Below are 18,378 nucleotides of genomic sequence, written 5' to 3'. Positions count from 1 at the left end.
CCTCATATTTCGTTGATCCGGATCGTAATTATCATAGACCCTCCCATATTGTGAGAGTCAATGCGAAATCTCTTAACATAGTTTGCGATTCCATTTAATCTCTTGTTTACGTTTCGACAGTAAGATGTTCTTTATGTCATCGTTCTTAAGTTGATTTTGGGAGCGGAAAAACCGACAGGGAGGATATCGGGCAAAATGAGAAGGTTTAGGCGACAGATCAACGCAGTTGTAGCATTTGTATTGTTTTTATCGTTGTTGCAGCCGTTAAGCAGCGTAAACGCGGCTTTCGGCGAGCCGCAGGCGGGCGGTTACGGCCAGGTTATCGATACAAGACGGACGGAAGTCGGGCCGGAAGCCGTTTATGCCTGGATGGACATCCAGGATAACCGCGGCCGGCAGAAGATTCATGCGATCGAGTTTAATCCGGCCCATCCGGGTCTTGAACTGCAGGCCGGGACCAAAGACGGCAAGGTCTACGGGATGAAACCTTTGACAGAGATGGCCGCTTACGCGGACAGACCGGGAAACCGGGTCATTGCGGGAATCAACGGCGATTTTTATGAAATTTCAGGGATGGCTACCGGTGTTCCGAACGGCCTGTTTGTGGATGACGGCATCATTCTAAACAGCGGCAGCTCTTCCTACGCATTTGGACTTACGGAAGAAGGGCGCTCGTTATACGGAAAGCCGGTCCTGGAGAAAACCGTGACGATCGGCGGGCAAAAGACGAATTTGACCAGCATCAACCGTTACCGGAACGAGAATCAGCTCGTTCTGTTTACGCCGGATTATGCGAATTCCACGAAAACACCGGCTACAGGTGATGAGTTTATTTTAGATGTGTTGGAGGGTGAAGTAAAAAGCGGGCAAACCCTGAAGCTGAAGGTAGCCGAAGTCCGCTTGAACCAGGGGGATGCGCCCCTGGCAGAAGGGCAAGTCGTATTGTCGGCGTCCGGGACGTCCCGTGCGGTGACGCAGGATCTGAAAATCGGGGATGAACTGACGGCGAGCTTTGCGCTGGACGGAGAATGGAATGAGGCGGAGCTGATCATCAGCGGACAGGGGCCGCTCGTGAAGGACGGGGTTGTTAGAACCGGCATAGGACCAGCCGGCGTACATCCGAGAACGGCGATCGGCACCAAGACCGACGGCAGTGTCGTGCTTTTTGAAGTGGACGGTCGCGCTCCCGGGTTTAGCGAAGGGATGGAGACCGAAGAGCTGGCCGCGGCCATGCAATCCATGGGTATCGTCAATGCCATGAACCTGGACGGCGGGGGGTCCTCCACACTGGTTGCCCGGATGCCGGGGACTACGGGCGTCAAGATGATGAACCGGGGATCCGACGGCTATGAGCGAAAAGTCGGGAACGGCCTGCTGCTGGTCAATACCGCTCCCGAGCTGTCCACCACCGCAAGTTTGGCGATTCAGCCCAACGCCGAGCGGATTCTTGCGGGAGCTTCGGTCCCTTTTCAGGCAGCGGGTGTAGATGCCAACGGGCATCCCGCTCCGGCTTTGGGGCAGGTGTCCTGGCAGGTTGATCCCGCGCTTGGGACCATCGATGCGAACGGTTTGTTTACGGCCGGAGCGGCTGCGGGAACGGGCCGGGTGGAGGCGACCCTAGGGTCAGCCGAGGGCAGCGCGGAAATCGAAGTGGTGGATCAACTGACCGCCTTGGCGTTCCCGGATTCGATCAAAACGTATAGCAACGGCGAAAAGGTCGTTTTGTCCGTCAAAGCGCTGCGAAACGGGCAAACGATTCAGGCCGGCAACGAGAATTTTACATGGCGGGTCGAAGGCAACATCGGCACGATCGACGAACACGGCGTCTTTACGGCGACGAACGAGAACGGGGCGCATGGCAAAATATATGCCGCCTACGGGGATGTAGAGGCCTCGTTTGAAGTCAACGTCGGTCTCCCTCCGGTTATGCTGGAGGATTTTGAAAATGGCGTCGGAAACTATAAAGCGACTTCCGTGAAGGCTAACTCCGCCTCCATTTCCGAAATCACCGATCTGGATTATGTGCGCGGAGGGAGCAAAGCGGTTAAATTGGAGTACGATTTCACCGGTACAACCGGAACCTCCGGCGCTTATTTAACCGCGCTCGATGGGAAGTCGATCCAGATTCCGGGATACCCGGAAAAAATCGGCATGTGGGTCTACGGCGACGGGCAGAAGCACTGGCTGCGCGGCCAGCTTCGGGACGGAAACAATGCCGCCATTGCGGTGGATTTTACCGATCAAACGACGGGCGTCGATTGGACCGGGTGGAAATATGTCGAGGCGGCTGTGCCTAAGGGGAAGACAACGCCGCTAACGATGGATCTGCCGGTAAGATATATGGAGACCAAGAACACCAACAAAACCGCGGGGGCGCTGTATATCGACGACATTCGTGCGGTATACGGACCACTGGACGAAGACCGGACCCCACCGGTTTTCAAACAAAGCTCCCCCGGGGACAATGAAGTGGTGAAGACGGGAACTCCGACCATTTCCATTACCGCGGAAGATGCGGGCTACGATCCCGTGCAGCACCCGGGCACGACTCTGATCGACCCGGCGACGATCCGCGTCTATGTGGACGATCAGCAGGTGGAGTACGGGTTCTATCCGCCGAAAGGGCAGATTTCCTATCAGCCGAAAACACCGCTGGCGGAAGGAAGGCATAAGGTGAAAGTGGCCGTTCGCGATTTGAGCGGAAACCAGACCATCAAGGAGTGGTATTTTACCGTAAACCTGGGTTCTCCGTTCTATGTGTACGATACGCCGGATTCGTTGTATGCGGGCAAAACCTATACGCTGGACATCTATGCGGAAAGGGCTGCGGAGTTGAAGGAGGGGGTTGTTGCCTTCAAATTTGACCCGGCCGCCGTTAAAAATTTGGAAGTGGTACGCGGCGCAAAAGTAAGTGAAGGGCAATTAAGCTCCAACGTGGACGAACAGGGCGTCGTCAAACTGGAGCTGCATCATCTCCATGAAGCGAAGCTGGGGGACCGGGATCTTATCGGTCAAATCCGCTACACCGTACGGGGCGACTACGTCGGACCGCATACGTTGGAGGAGGCGGCCGGACAACTGGCCAAGCCGCTGAAGATCGGCTTCCATGAAGGCTCGGTCACTTCCACCAAGGGAACGGGGCAGCCGGTTACTTATTTAAGCGCGGACGTGGAAGCTACCGTGCTGACGGAGCTCGGGCTGACATGGAACACTTACGAGGTTGCCAAGGGCTATGAGGCTTCTTTCACGGTAAAAGAGGCGAGTGGAGCCGGCGCGGCAGGTGCAAAGCTGCTTCTGAACGGGGTGGAAGTACCTGATGCGGTCGCGGATGCGGCCGGTGTGGTCAAGTCGGACAAGGTGACGCAAAATACGGGGACTTTCCACATTCAGGCGGTCAAAGGGGACAGTTACAGTCCATTAATGATATTTAAAGTTGCCGAGCATGCGGGTTCCGCCGAACCGCGAAACATCAACGTGACGATGGGCTCGGACGCCGCGACGTCCCGGCACATGACCTGGCATACGGATCCGGCAACGGAGGGAACGGTGGTGGAGTTGGCGAAACGTTCGGAATTTACCGATTTCTCGGCTGGGAACGTCATTCGCATCACCGGCGGAAGCTCCCTCTATAACACGAACAACGACGGTACGATCCGCGTGCACAAGGCGGAGGTTCAGGGCCTGGAGCCGGATACGGAGTACGTGTACCGCGTTGGAGACGGCGGCGCCAACATGAGCGCGGTCGGAACATTCCGTACAAGCGGACTTACGGGAGACGCCGTAAAATTCCTGTTTATCGGCGATTCCCAAGCCGAAAACAAGAGCGGTTTTGCCCAATGGGGGAACACGCTGGACCAAGCGGTGCAGGATATGCCGGATGCCGACATGCTGGTCCATGCCGGCGATATGGTCGACAAAGGCTTTGAACAGGAGCAGTGGGATTGGTGGTTTGAGGCCGCCCAGCAAGAGCTGATGCAGACGACCCTCGTACCGATTATCGGAAACCACGAGGTCATGGGCAACAATGGAAACGGCGATTATCTCGCCCAATTCCATAATCCCCAGAACGGGTCAGCCGGTACGAAGGGCTCAAGCTTCTCGTTCGATATCAATAATACGCATTTTGTCGTTCTGAACACGGAAGGTTCGGAGGAAAGTTTTAAGGAACAGGCCGAGTGGCTGGACAAAGACTTGGCGGGCACGGACCGTAAGTGGAAGGTGCTGTTCTTCCACCAGGGTCCTTACGGAAGCATTTATGCCAATGAGCGGGCGCAAAAGATCTGGGTTCCGGTTATCGACAAGCACCAAGTGGATCTTGTATTGAACGGGCATGATCATATTTATATGCGCAGCTTCCCGATGAAAGGCGGAAAGATCGTTCCGGAAGGCCAAGGAACCCGATACGTGATCGGCGGTTCTTCGGGACCGAAGTTTTACTCGCTGACGGAGCGGTTCTGGCAGGAGAAAATATACGACGAGGACATCCACGTCTTTACGGGTGTCGAGATTGTCGGCGACACGCTTACGCTAACGGCCAAAACGGTGGACGGTACGGTGATCGACGTGTTGACCTTGGGCAAGACCGAGCCAACGCTTCAATCGATTGAAATTCAAGGTAAGCTGCAGCTCGCTCCGGGCGACAGCGATCGTCCCGTAGTGGAAGGCGTATATTCTTCGGGAGCGCGGACGATCCTCCATGAAGATATCGCGTATAACAGCAGCGAAGAATCGGTCGCTTCCATCGATGCGGACGGAACGATTAAGGCGCTGGCGGAAGGGATGACGGTTATTTCCGCAACCTATGAGGGATTGACCAATTCCTATAACCTGAAGGTTACCTTGGATGCACCTACCATGAGCGGAGTGGCCCTTCGCGGTCCGAAAGAACTCAAGCGGGGAGAAACCGGTACGGCTGTGACCGAGGCGGTTTACAGCGACGGCTCAAGCTATCCTTTGAAAGAGGGAGTTCTTTACAACTCCTCGAACCATAACGTGGCCACGATCGATGCCGAGGGCAGATTGAAGGCCGTGGGAGAAGGGGTTTCCGTCATCAGCGCGGTGTATGAGGACTGGTCGGACGCGTACGAGCTGACGGTCACCGGGGGCCCAAGACCGACGCCGACCCCGGATCCGGACCGGGATTCCGATGATTCGGAGGATTCGGATCCGGTAGATACGACGCCACAACCGGTTACACCGCCAGCAGCGGTCCAAACGCCGGGCGAGCTTATCATCGGAGAACGGGAGCTGCTTAACCGCGGGGCCGATGGAAGCGTGTCGGTGGAAACGAAGGGTGAAATCCGGAAGATTGTTCTGCCGGGCAACGCCGCCGAACTGCTCAAAGAGGCGCCGCTGCGGATTCGCTCGGAGGAGTTGCAGCTGGACATTCCGGCAGCGGTATTCGGCCAGCTTGCGGCGCAGCGGCCGGCGGGTACGACGGCAGGTTCTTCGATCATCCTGTCGGCGGAACCGGCGGGGAATGCACGGAATTGGCTGAACGGAGCAAGTGCCCGTTCGGGGGCGACTCTCTCGGCGGTCGGCGCGATGTTGACATTGTCGATGGAACTGAAAGATTCAGCGAATCGGACGATGGCTTCCACTGGCGCACTGACCGAACCCGTAACGGTCTCTTTCCCGGTATCCGCCGAAACGGATCGCGATCTAACCGGTATTTATCTCGTCGGTGAGGACGGATCCTTACGGTATGCCGGCGGGAAATGGGACGGAGACCGGATTACGGCCCAAATTCATCAATTCGGAACGTTGGCCGTCGTGAAATACGACAAATCGTTTTCTGATCTGCCTTCCGGCCATTGGGCGGAGCGGACGGTGAAGAAACTCGCGGCCAGGCTGCTCGTGGAAGGCGTGTCCGCCGACCGGTTTGAACCGGACAGACAGGTCACCCGGGCCGAATTTACCGCGATGCTCGTCCGGGCTTTGGGGCTTGAGGGCAGCCAGAGTGAGGGGGGTACACCTGTTTTCGCCGATGTGGAGGCGGGCAGTTGGTATGCCGAAGCTTTGGCGTTCGCCAGCCAGGCTGGACTGATTCAGGGAACGGGCGAAGCGAACTTCCATCCGGATCGGGCCATCACCCGTCAGGAAATGGCCGCCATGCTGGTGAGAGCTTATGCCAAGGCGGCGGGAGGCGGCGCGATTTCCGTAGCGCCGGCAAGCCTGTTCTCCGACCTGGACGGCTCGCCGGCCTGGGCTCGCAGCGCCGCCGATCAAGCCGGCGGACTGGGTCTGATGAAAGGGCGGGGACAAGGGCAATTCCTTCCGTCCGCCAACGGCACCCGCGCCGAAAGCGCACAGATGCTGCTGAATCTGATTGAACGGTTGGAGCAGCGGCAATAACCAAAGAAGACAGGACTGCCGAAGTGAGTAATGAGCGGTCCTGTCTTCTTTATTTGGGGTTTTAGGCGGTTGAGCTCGCGAAGCGTACGAAACAAAAAACACCTGATGCGTTCGTTATCATAGGAGTGTTCAAGCTACGATGTTTAACAAATGGAAAAGGTGGCTTAATGGCTAATCGAAGTGAAATGTCACACCCAAAAAGACGCCTAGCGTGCTTCCAAACTTCCAACTCCAAAAAGATGCAAATCTGCAGGAATTTTATGTTATCAAGGTTGTTTGACGGGTGGTTATGATTGTCTCCGCAAGTCAAATCCCGATCTCCCGCATTTTTATCGTCACTTCTTCCATTCTTCCGTCCAGATCCGTACCGCGGAATTTCGGAAGCTTCAATTCGCTTGCGATATTTCCGTCGCGCATAAACAGGATCCGCTCCGACCGCGCCGCAACCTTGGCGTCGTGGGTAACGAGCAGGATCGCCGTCCCGTCCGCGTTGACTTCGGCAAACAAGGCCATGACCTCCTCGCCCGACCGGGAGTTCAGTGCGCCTGTAGGCTCGTCGCCGAAAATGATTTTCGGGTTGTTCATCAGTGCCCGGCATATGCCGGCGCGCTGCAGCTGACCTCCCGAAACCTGCGTAATGTCGCGCTTTTCCAGGTCCGCGATGCCCGTTCTTTTCATCAGGACTCTTGCCCTCTCCAAAATTTCTGCGGCGTTTCTTCGGTTTCCGCGCATGGACGGCAGAATAATGTTGTCAAGAATATTCAGATTTTTCAGCAGGGTCGGCTGTTGAAACACAAACCCCATTTTCGTTCTGCGCAGGTCTGAAAGTTCGTTCTCTCCGACCTTCGTCAGATCGCTGCCATCAAACACCACTTTACCGCCGTCAATGCGATCCGTTCCGCTTAGGGCAAACATCAGTGTAGATTTTCCCGAGCCCGAGGGGCCCATCACCGCGGCGAACTCTCCTGCGTGGATTTCGAGGGAGATTCCGTCCAAAACGATGCGTTTTTCATTACCCTCGCCAAAAGATTTTACCATCCGATCCCCGATCAGCACTTTTTCCATTGGTAGGTTTACTCCTTTACATTTTCGGATATTTTGATTCGACCCGCGTTCGCTGTACCGATTAAGGTGGCGGCAAGTACCGTGCACATCATCATGAGCGGACTGAGAAAATACGCGGAAAGCGAATGGACCGAGAAATGAAACGTTGACGCTCCGAACGAGGAGATCACCGCACCGGCAAGCATCTGTCCGAGCGTGTTGGCCAGCAGGGTGCCGAGAACGATTCCGATCAACAGAACGAAAATCGAACGCGAAACATACTGTGCCGTTATATCCGAGTCCGTGAAACCGAACGCCTTCATGACGGCGATAGAATAGCGGTCCTTGGCCACAAGCAGCTTCGTAAACAGCAGCGTAACGAGGGCTGCGATCAGCAGGCTAACCGCGATGGCGGCGTTGGAGGCCTTTTTCACGGCGCTGATCGTTGACCCGAACGTCTGCCGGACGAATTCCGCAATGTCCGAAACCTTGGCAAACCCAAACCGGTTGGCATATGCCGATACCTTTTCACCGGCAAGAGCCGGGTTCGCGAGCTCGGCGCACACAATGCTCCGCATTGGAGCCGCCGAATCGTCGGCAAATACAGCCTTGGCGGTTTTGCCGCCGTTTGTCACGTCGGAATAGACTCCGACCACCTTGAGCGTTTTCTCCTCCTCGTGAAGAAGTAGGGTAAGGGGGTCGCCGACCTTTTTGCCCAGATCATCGGCATAGATGACCGAGAGGGCGATTTCGTCATCCGCAGCGGGCGCTCTGCCTGCGGAATAAGCAATAGGAAAGACCGAATGGTCGCCGAGCTCGACCTTCATATTCTCCTCCAAGCCGTTCTCCAGCTTGGCCCGAAAAGTTTTGGTGGTGAGGACGGCGTATTTGGCAATGTCTTGGTCACCGTCCATCATGTCGGTAATTTCGCCGGTTTTCTCGGAAATCCGGTCGGTCTGTTGAATGTCGATGCGCAGGTCGTAGCTCCCGATTCCCATATATTTGATAAAGCTGTTCGAAGAGATGGTATGATGCAAGTTTTGCGGAACGATCAGAATAAATGCGGAGATGACCAGAACCGCGAGCATGGTGGCGTACAGTTTTTTTCGCGACAGGACTTCCTTTATCCCCAGAAACAGATTTGTACCCAGCAAACGATTCTCGCTTAAATGAAAGCGCCGGCCGGCCGTGGTCTTTTCCTGTGAAACGCCGAAACGAATGGCTTCCGCTGCGGAAATATCTCTGAAGCGATTCAGGACCCGGTCAACATACGCCACGATGGCGAGGGAGACGAGCATCACGCCGATCCCGCCCCAAAGTAGCGCGTAAGAAGAGTTTCCGCTTTCCCCCATAAACAGCCGGATATTTTCAAGCAGCATGCCTTTGAACATAAGGGATAGGACAAAACCGAGTAAGCCGCCGGCCGCCGCCGTCGCCGCGTACTTCGCCAAAACCATTTTTTTGATGTCGGACAGGCGGAGTCCAATGGCCTTCAAAACGCCGATTTCACGGTAATCGTCTTCCATTTTCGCCAGGAGGGTAAACCGGATGCATAGCAGGGCGATGGCGACGACAAGCAGGCTGATCAGTAAAATAACGCCGATCATCATTCCGTCGGAAAGGGCGTTCAGCATTTTAAAAAGCGGATAGGTGACCGTAGGGCCGTTCGCTTCGAGACCCGCGGAAGCGTACGCGGTTTCGAACGCGCCTAGTTTGGATGCATCTTTCAATCTGAACTCGATCAGATACTCCAGGCTACCGCGCCTTTTGAGTTCGGCATAGTCCTGCTTGCTTACTAGAAATCGCTTTGAGGCGGAGAGGGTGGAGTTCATCTGGGAATCCCGGAGGAACCCCGCTACGGTCAACGCTTTCCCGCTGATTACGGCCTTGTCGCCGACCTTGACGGCGTTGTCCCGCATAAAGTGAATGGGTACATAGAGTTCACCTTTAGCCGGCCGGATCATGTTCCCGTCGAGATCAAGCAAGTAGTCAAACCTCTCGCTCTGTACGCTGAACCCGTTGTCCTGAACGCTGTTCATAAGCGTCCGATCGCCCAAAACAATCTTCGACCCGTCGATATTGAGAAATTCAAGCACCTGAAATTCATCGACGTTCCCGTTCCGCTCCGCAAAGGCGTTAAGCCGGGCCGTGTCGATCCCGCCGGAATGCATCTGCATGAAATGCGGTGTTTTCGCCGTCTTCATCAGCGTATCCAGCGCTCCGGTAAGATGGATGGCGAGGATGCATGCAAGCGAAAGGAGCATACCGGCGGCAGCGACGAAGATCAGGGTTGTGAGCGTAACGGCTTTGCTTCGGAGAATATCTTTTTGCATAATTTTAAAATATAAGTGCATTAGCCACCTCTTGTTTCAAGCTGTCTCACTGATTTGATCCGGTACAGAATACCTGAAGTCACGCAGAGCAGTGCCCCTCCAAGTATAATGAGAAGCCCCGCGCCTCTTCCGCTTCCCGTCCCGATGATCCGTCCCACACTGCCGGCAAGCGTCCCGCCGTCAAGCAGCAAGGGCGTGAACGCAACGTCCGCCAGCACGCCCGAGATCGAATAAGCGGCTACATATCCCAGTTGGGAAATCAGGCCGATCAGTCCCCAAGCTCTGCCTTGAACCGAATTTCCGATATGGGTTCGAATCAAATAATCCAAGCTTGTGTTGGCAAACGGAAGCATGCCAAAAAACAGAAACCCCGACACGCTGATGAGAACCAGATTCTCGCGCAGTCCGAACGCCCCCATAAAAATACCGGCACAACACAGCGAGACCGAGAGGATGTTCACATGCCCCCGCTTGATGGGGATCATCCCGATCATTACACTGGTCACGAGCATTCCCGAAGCGGCGATCGTAATGACTGTTCCTAATTTGGAACTGTCCGTAAAGGAAAGAATCATCGGCGTGGCCAGCGTTTGGATAAATCCGAGGAAAAACACGATCACCGAGGTCATAAGCACGAGCACGAGCACGCCTTTATTTTCGGAAACGGCACCCCATCCGTCTTTAAATTCGCGGACAAACGGTTGTTTTGTTTCGTGGTTTTTGGAAGCAAGGCCTCTGCGTACGGCGACCGTCGCGGCAACGGTAACCCAAAAAGTGCATATGTCGATCGCCAGCAGCAGCTTAATATCCGAAATCTGGAGCAGAAATCCGGCTAAGATCGGCGAAATCAAATATTTTGCCGAACCCGCCGCCTGAACCAGGCCGCTAGCTTTGGTGTACTGTTCCTTGGAAAGCAAGTCCGAAACCGTTGCTTTGTAAGCGGGGTCCATCAGTGAGGAGAACACCGAGCTGATCGTAATTCCCACGCAAATCTGCCACAGCTGAGCGCCGCCTTGAAGCATACAGACCAGAATATACACAAGGCCCGCCGCGGACAGACTGTCACCCGCCACCATGAGAAGCCTCCGATCATAGCGGTCCGCCAGCACTCCCGCCAAGGGCGTTAACAGCAGTGAAGGCAGAAACGCCAACAAAGTCACAAGCGCCGCAGCCGAAGCTTTGCCCGATTGCTGAAAAACATAGACTCCGAGCCCGAATGACGTAAGTCCGCTTCCCACGGCGGAAACAAACTGACCGGACCACAACAGAAGAAATTTCCCGAACATTTGGTTTGGACTACGCATGATCGCCCCGATTTTCACCGCCGAACATGGGCATCACGGACATTAAACTTCCGCTCTCCGCACCCAGAAGTCGCTCCGTATTAAAGACGAATGCCTGTAGGCGTGAGGCGAGTTCTTCGTCCGTCAAAAGAACAATATCGTCATCAAAAATGGTGTTCGCATAAACCACGACCATTTCCATGCATTCATACGGAAACGGGGTGTTGAACACTCCTTGCCCGATACCTTCACGGATAATTTCCGTCAAGATCGGGGGGACGCCGCCGATGATGAACTTTTGTATTTTTCGATGCATCAGCGCGTTTTCCGGCTTATGAATCTGCTCCATAATTTCCTCGCTGCTTCCTCCGCTTAAGTTCAGAGCCATAACGACGCGGACAATGCGTTCGACGACGGGGACGCTCCGATCCGCGGCCACTTCCCGTGCCGCGCTTAACAGCCGGGCGCTGTAGCGTTCGATCAGCGCGTCCATGATATCCTCCTTCGACTTGAAGTGATGATACAGCGTGCCCCGGGCGATTCCGACCTTTTCGAGAATATCGTTCGTACTGGTGCCCTCGAAGCCTTTTTGCCCGAACAGCTCATCCGCCGCGTCCAGAATTTCATTCTTTCGCTCCTCGGCGTTTTTTACGACTCTCATTTCATTCACCTCACCTTTATGCTCTTCCCATTGGACCGACTGTCTGTCGGTTATATTCTAACATGATCCTCCATCGCAAAGTCAAGATAGCGGGATAAATTTTACAAATGGATGAAATCAGGGGGGTGACAGGTTTGAGGTATACCCCAATGGGGTATATTGTGTTTGTAGCGATAAAAACAAGGAGTGAAGCAGGGGATGAAGAAGCAGCTAATTTTACTCGGTATTGCCGCGCTGATTTCTTTGAGTGGATGCCGCAATAACTCCAGCCAAAGCACTACAGAAGGCAGCGCCCCCACCGCGGGAGATGCGAGTCATTCCGAGATGAGCCATTCGGGATCGGGTGAAATTCCGTCAGGTTTAAAGGAATCGACAAACCCGAAATTCAGAGTGGGAAGTCAAGCGGTTATTCACGCGGACCATATGCCGGGAATGAACGGGGCAACGGCAACGATTGTCGGGGCTTATGAAACCACCGTCTATTCGGTATCGTACATCCCTACAACCGGTGGCGATCCGATTAATAAACACAAGTGGGTTATCCACCAGGAAATAAAAGACGCAGGGGACAAACCTTTTGAGCCGGGTGCCAAAGTGATCTTAAATGCGGACCACATGCCGGGAATGCGCGGAGCGAACGCTACCGTGGATACCGCCCAAGCCATGAACGTCTATATGGTGGACTATACACCGACCACTGGCGGAGAAACCGTTAAAAATCATCAATGGGTTACGGAGGATGAATTGTCTGCAAAGTAAGGGTGCAGAAAAAAGAGCCGCCTGCAAGGGTGGCTCTCACTTGATTTTAGTAGAACGATTCACTTACGGCAGCACAATCCTTTGTCCCGGATAAATCACGCGGGGGTTTGTAATCTTGTCTTTGTTCAATTCATAAATTTCTCTCCAACGCGTTCCGTCGTTTAGCGTTTTCTGAGCAATTCGGAAGAGATTATCCCCCTTAACTACGGTATACGTTTTTGCGGCATTCCCTTGAGCGGAGGATTCGCGGTCAGACGCTTCGGTTGCAGAAGCCTTGCTTGCGGGTGCTTTGCTTACAGGAGCTTCATTGACAGGAGATTCTTTGACGGGAGCATTGCTTCCTTCTGACGGTTCGGCCTGCCACTCTTTGACCGACTTTAAAGAATAGCTATCCGCGTCCGGTTTTACAACCACTCCGCCATTCAAATGCTCCGTAAATAACTCGACAAGCGGTACCGCATATTGAATATAAGTTTCCACTTTTACGTCAGGGTCTTTTTCGATGGCCTTTTCAAAAGTGGCATATCCATCTTTACCAAGAGCCGTGAACGAATTCGTGGCTACAACATAGGTTTTGTTCATGTCGATGGGGGACCATACCCCTGTCTTGCGATCTTTGACTTCAAGATTGTACGCGCTCTTCATTCCTTCGTCGGCGTTTAAATAAACGTCATATCTCAAGTGTGACGAATAGGGGAATGCGCCTGTCGACTGCGTAATCCCTTGCGAATAACGAATGGCTTCGTCCAACACATCGCGTATTTCTTCGCCGGTTAATTCAAGAGTCGTTATCGTATTCGAAAACGGCAGCATCGTATAGGCATCGGCCATCGTAAAATCGCCTTGCCTAAAAGTTTCTCTTACGCCGCCCGCGTTTTGGATAGCCACGTCGGCATGGGGCAGGCCGTACAAAAACGAGTCGGCAACCACCTGCGCCGCAAAGCTGCCGTTCGTGTCTTTAGGATCCGTGAAAGGTTTCGGAATTCGTTCGTTAGACAGATTTTCCTGGATAGAACCGATGACGGTTTCCATTTGGGCTTCTAGTGCTTTTCGGTAAGGCGTAATAGTTTCCTCCATAGTCGGATCGATTTGACCCTCCACTAGAACGCTGTTGTTTGCAATAGCCTTTTTAATATGGGTTAAAGCTGTCTCGTTCGCATCAACCCATTGATCGTCCACATTCACTTGATACGGTCCGCCGACAGGTAGAATCGGACTCCCTGCCGCGCTGATGATTTCGCCCTGTGCGTCAAATTTCAAATCGATCCTGCCCAAAGCTTTAGCATATTCCCATGCTTGAACAATATAAGTGCTCTTGCCGTCTGCGTTCTGAACCATCGTCGGATATTCGCCGGTTACCGGCAAGCCTAAAGCCTTTGCTTCTCCCGAAGAATCGAGCAAGTTGTGCGTGTCTCCGCCAACGATCAGGTCAACGTCGCTCGTTTCGGCTGCCAACACTTGGTCGAAATCGTATCCTAAGTGGCTCAGCACGATGATTTTATTGATGCCTTGTCTCTTTACCTCTTCCACCGTAGACTTAACGAACTCGATTTCGTCAATAAATTCGACATCCTCGCTAATCAGAGAAGATTCCTTCGTTTTTTCAATTTTGATAACGCCGATGATGGCGATCTTTTCACCGTCGACTTCTTTGATCAGATAGGGCTGGTCCAGGTTTCCGTAGAGAGGCGATCGTTTGGTCGGCTTTATGTTGCCTGCCAGAATCGGGAACCGCGCCGTCTGATACAAATCGGCAAAATGTTGGTCGCCCTCGTCAAACTCGTGATTGCCGACCATATAAGCATCAGGCCGTAAGGCGTTGATTACCTTCATGTCGGTTTCGCCCTTGTACAGGCTGTAATAGAGGGTTCCGTTTAATTCCCCGCTCTGCAATAGCAAGGAATGATCGTTTCTATGTTCACGGATTAACGAAGATATGTAAGACATTCCGCCCAATTGCAGGCGCACCTTTTCTCCTTCTTGGGCGTCGTCATAGTTTAAGTTCAGATCAAAGGTTTGGGGATCCAGATGCGAATGATGGTCATTCACGTGCAAAATCGTCAAATCAAAAGGTTCCGAGGCACGAGCCGTTGCAGGGCTGCTTAATGAAGCGAGCATCATAGCAGCTAAACCAAGCCCAAGCAAGTTTCTTTTCAACATAACTCTCTCCTTTAAGCTGATTTTTTATAAGGAGAGTTTACACGTCGAGGATTTTGATACGTTGCGTTATACGTTAAGATTATGTAAATAAAGAGGTTGGGACGAGCGCCCGTTACCGCTTTGACAGCGGGGCAGATAAATAGAGGCGTTTTTGGCGCCTATTTTATCGAATTCGACTGGGCGGGGTGAAGTAGCAGCCCCAAAGGCCGCTATTTCAGCGGGCGGCTTGAGAAATGCAGGGCATCCTTAGACTCATAGTAATGTTTCTTTCAGAGAATCCCATTTGTTTATAAAGTCGAACAGCATGATTATCTGCAAAAACTCCCAGACGAATCTCAGGATATCCTTCGGACTGCAGGTGCTCAATGGCACTTTTCATTAAGTGTTTAGAGATGCCTTTTCCTCTATACTCTTGAGTTACATATAATTCGTATATAAAGCCAATCATCTCATCGGTGAATTGGTCTTTGATTGAACCTATTAGAATCCATCCCATCAAATTATCTTTTTCTGCAGCTATTAAGTAGTAGCAGCCCCTCTCCAAAAGTGGCTCAACGAGTCGCTTGATCCTTTCGTCTGTTGGTCTAACTCTGCCCAGTGTCCCTTCAAATAAGGCTTGTGGCGAGAGTTTCAAAATGCTTTCAAGCTCCACAATGTTTGCTTTTCTGATTTCCATAGATATGATGTACTCTCCTGAATAATAATATAACAAAATAGGGGTTAATCCCCCTCTACACTTTATGTCCGCTAAGACATCTTCAACTATTAGTCTTTCCTAACCCGCAATTAGTTTTTCTAACCAACAACGACAAGGGGGCTCGATCATTTCCTTACTGCCAATACGGGTCCTGCCAATCATTATTTTTTCAGAAACTTAATCCAAGGATGCTCGCCATAAACGATCCTTAACGAACCTTGAAGCCACCGCCTTTGTTCAAAATCCAACCGGGAGAAAGTATTCTCAAAATCAACGTCATCTTTCGGTCTCGCACCTTTTGATTTGTAAAGCAATGTTATTTCCGGACGAAGGTAAGGAATTCCATTAGTTGTTTTCATGATAGCTTTAGACAATTCTCTTCGAATTCTAGGATCTCTGCGATAAACCCATTCTTTACCTTCAAGCTCATTAAGAAGAATCTCTATCTTTTCGTTTAATCGTTCTGCATACGTTTCATGTACAGGTAATTCTAACCTTTCATCTACTCCCCAGGGTTCAATTTTCCCACCGACAACCTTCTTGAATTCCCATCCAGACAAGTATTCAAGAATACTTATTTGGTCGTTTCTAAACACAACAATTTCAATGTCACTATGCTCTCTTGTAGTTTTGCCAAGAAAGAGGTCTATCGCCCAACCTCCAGCAATTGCCCAAGGCTTATTAAACCCCTTCATGGTTGTAAATACGGAAGCATAAGGTTCTATTGAAAACACCTCCTATACGTCATCCGATGTCTTTCACATTTACAACGCCAACACCATGTCATTTTCAACTCTAATTCTCTTGATGACATATCAGCAAGAGATTTGGTCTCCAAAGGCTTTATAGGTCGAACTTTACAGTAAATACAAGAAGAGTCTCTACACGGAGCAGTCAACCATTTATTACAGGAGGGACAGAACTCGTTATCGTACTTGTCGTAATAGATAATGTTTTCCTCATCAAGATATCTATATTGGTTGAACTAAAAAATTGGCGTGAGGGAGGGATATGAGATGGTTTCGGAGATACGTTACCGACGTCCACAATTGTATATATATCAGAGTTTACATCTTTAACGGGAAAATCTCCCGTTAATGTACCGCTCCTGGCGCTTCTATCGGATTTAGCTGGAAAAACTCCATCTATTTCGCGGCCTTTTTGTCGATATACCCATTTTCAGGCGAATTAACGGGAGGTTCTCCAGCTAATTCGCCTCTGCAGCAGCATACGCGCCAAATTAACGGGTATATTTCCTTTTAATTCAAATGAGCTGCAGGTGAAGAGTGCGAAAAGATGCAAATCTGCAAGAATTTAGACCGATCCACGAGGGTATGCGAAAAAAGATGCAAATCTGCAGGTATTTCTAGCGATTTTAGAGAATCAAGCCGCTTTCGCCGAAAATTCCTGCAGAATCGCAGGAATTTTAAAATTTTTGCTCTGAACAGGAAAAAAACATGCAGATATGCAGGAATTCTTGTTAGTCAAATTTGCCTGACGCTGCCCTAGCCGGCAACCAATAGTAACTTCTCTTTTATTATCTAACCAACAACGACACGCTCTCCACATGGCTCGTCTGCGGGAACATATCGACCGGCTGCACCCATTCGAGCTTGTAGCCGCCGTCCGTCAGCACCTTGCAGTCCTTTGCCAGCGTGGACGGATTGCAGGAAACGTAGACGAAACGCTTCGGTTTCGTACGGAGCACGGCTTCAAGGAAGCGAGGATCGAGCCCGGTCCGCGGCGGATCGGCGACGATGACGTCGGGCGAGAAGCCGGCCTTCACCCAGCGCGGAAGGAGCTCTTCCGCCAAGCCTTCATGGAAGGCCGCATTGCCGCGCCCGTTCCGCTCGGCGTTCGCCTTGGCGTCCGCGACGGCCTCGGGGATCGCCTCGATCCCGCGCACCTCGCGCGCGTACGGGGCGAGCCAGAGGCCGATCGTGCCGGTGCCGCAATAGGCGTCGACGACCGTCTCGCGGCCGGTCAGTCCGGCTGCCGCGCGCACCGACTCGTACAGCTTCACCGTTTGCAACGGGTTCAGCTGAAAAAACGCGCGGGGCGACAATGTGAAATCCAGGTCGCCGAGCGACTCCTGGATATGGTCCTCGCCCCAGAGGATGAACGTTTTGCTGCCGAACACGAGCGACGTGTTCTTCGGATTGACGTTCATCGCGATGCTGGTCAGCTCCGGGATGGCCAGCCGGAGCTCCTTGATCAGCTGCTCGCGCTGCGGCAGCTTGTCGCTTGCGGTCACCAGCGTGATTTGCAGCTGGCCGGACTGGAAGCCCCAGCGGACGACGAGGGTCCGTACCAGGCCTTGCCCGCCTTTTTCCCGGTAAACGGGAATCTTCAGCCGTTCCAGCACGTTCCGCGCCCGGTCGACCGCTTCATTGATCTTTGGATGCTGGATGGGACAGCCGGTGATATCGACCAGACGATGCGAGTCCAGGCCGTACAGCCCCGCGATCATCCCTTCCTCCTGCATCCCCAACTGAAGCTGGGCTTTGTTGCGATACCCCCACGGGTGGTCCATGCCGAGGATCGGCTTCATCTTCACCTGCTCCATCCCCGCGTACCGCGAAAAAGCTTCGCGAACGAGATCCTCCTTGCCCTTAAGCTGTCCTTCATAAGAAAGATGCTGAATCTGGCAGCCGCCGCAGATGCCGAATACCGGGCAAGGAGCCTCGACCCGGTACGGGGAGCGCTTCTCGATCTCCAGGATTTGGGCGGTGATGAACTTGGGTTCCACCCGGGTCACCTCGGCCTTAATCACCTCATCCGGCAGCGCGCCCCCGATAAATACCGCTTTCCGCCGGTAATACCCGACGCCTTCGCCGTTGATCCCGAGCCGTTTGACGGTCACGACGATCCGGTCGCCGGCCTTGAGCTCTTCCGCGGATTCGCGGTTCGCTACCCGGGGGGCCATCTTTTGACCGGGACCGCCTGGACCGCCGCGCGAGCCCGCTTTTCCCGAACCGGGTCCCTTGGAGCCCGCTTTCTTTGTATGCTTAAACGTTTTTTCGTGCTTGGTTTGATTTTGATTTTTCATAAAATAGCCGCTTCTCCATCCGTTATTATAATCCGACT

Annotated in this window: 10 protein-coding genes; 2 read left to right on the top strand and 8 right to left on the bottom strand. The window is 52.9% G+C overall.

The genetic code is table 11. The features are described from left to right. The first annotated feature begins 195 nt into the window (after positions 1-195). Positions 196-6,354, top strand: coding sequence for a phosphodiester glycosidase family protein (locus FRY98_RS05400; protein ID WP_148450685.1), 6,159 nt, complete (start codon positions 196-198; stop codon positions 6,352-6,354). Positions 6,355-6,660: 306 nt separating this feature from the next. On the opposite strand, the gene FRY98_RS05395 is transcribed toward FRY98_RS05400, so the two are convergent. The 4 genes from FRY98_RS05395 to FRY98_RS05380 are packed head-to-tail and all read right to left on the bottom strand — an operon-like array spanning position 6,661 to position 11,675. Continuing rightward, positions 6,661-7,419 (bottom strand): ABC transporter ATP-binding protein, encoded by a 759-nt coding sequence (locus tag FRY98_RS05395; protein WP_148450684.1) that lies wholly within the window; start codon positions 7,417-7,419, stop codon positions 6,661-6,663. An 8-nt stretch (positions 7,420-7,427) separates the two neighbouring features. Further along, a complete protein-coding gene (locus tag FRY98_RS05390; RefSeq protein WP_148450683.1) occupies positions 7,428-9,752 on the bottom strand; it encodes an ABC transporter permease in 2,325 nt (774 codons plus the stop codon). After that, the gene (locus FRY98_RS05385) at positions 9,752-11,035 is read right to left on the bottom strand and encodes an MFS transporter (protein ID WP_148450682.1); all 1,284 of its coding nucleotides are present in this window, start codon (positions 11,033-11,035) and stop codon (positions 9,752-9,754) included. The genes FRY98_RS05390 and FRY98_RS05385 overlap by 1 nt, the downstream gene beginning before the upstream one ends. Continuing rightward, entirely contained in the window at positions 11,028-11,675 is a 648-nt protein-coding gene (locus tag FRY98_RS05380) for a TetR/AcrR family transcriptional regulator (protein ID WP_148450681.1), read from the bottom strand. Before FRY98_RS05380 ends, FRY98_RS05385 begins: the two co-directional genes overlap by 8 nt. A 198-nt stretch (positions 11,676-11,873) precedes the next feature. Here FRY98_RS05380 and FRY98_RS05375 point away from each other — a divergent pair, with 198 nt between their 5' ends. Further along, the gene (locus tag FRY98_RS05375) at positions 11,874-12,434 is read left to right on the top strand and encodes a YdhK family protein (RefSeq protein WP_148450680.1); all 561 of its coding nucleotides are present in this window, start codon (positions 11,874-11,876) and stop codon (positions 12,432-12,434) included. Positions 12,435-12,497: 63 nt separating this feature from the next. Here FRY98_RS05375 and FRY98_RS05370 read toward each other — a convergent pair whose 3' ends face one another. The 4 genes from FRY98_RS05370 to rlmD form a co-directional block, all read right to left on the bottom strand. Then, the gene (locus FRY98_RS05370; RefSeq protein ID WP_170287031.1) at positions 12,498-14,594 is read right to left on the bottom strand and encodes a 5'-nucleotidase C-terminal domain-containing protein; all 2,097 of its coding nucleotides are present in this window, start codon (positions 14,592-14,594) and stop codon (positions 12,498-12,500) included. A 214-nt stretch (positions 14,595-14,808) separates the two neighbouring features. Beyond that, positions 14,809-15,270, bottom strand: coding sequence for a GNAT family N-acetyltransferase (locus tag FRY98_RS05365; RefSeq protein WP_148450679.1), 462 nt, complete (start codon positions 15,268-15,270; stop codon positions 14,809-14,811). Between the two features lie 182 nt (positions 15,271-15,452). Continuing rightward, a complete protein-coding gene (locus tag FRY98_RS05360) occupies positions 15,453-16,025 on the bottom strand; it encodes a nucleotidyltransferase domain-containing protein (RefSeq protein WP_249043330.1) in 573 nt (190 codons plus the stop codon). Between the two features lie 803 nt (positions 16,026-16,828). Continuing rightward, positions 16,829-18,217, bottom strand: a complete 1,389-nt coding sequence (gene rlmD / locus FRY98_RS05355; RefSeq protein WP_249043364.1) for a 23S rRNA (uracil(1939)-C(5))-methyltransferase RlmD — start codon at positions 18,215-18,217, stop codon at positions 16,829-16,831. Between the last annotated feature and the right edge of the window lie 161 nt (positions 18,218-18,378).

The sequence above is a fragment of the Paenibacillus faecis genome (genome assembly GCF_008084145.1).
In the GTDB taxonomy this organism is placed as follows: Bacteria; Bacillota; Bacilli; order Paenibacillales; family Paenibacillaceae; genus Fontibacillus; species Fontibacillus faecis.
This window is presented reverse-complemented; position numbering and strand designations above follow the sequence as displayed.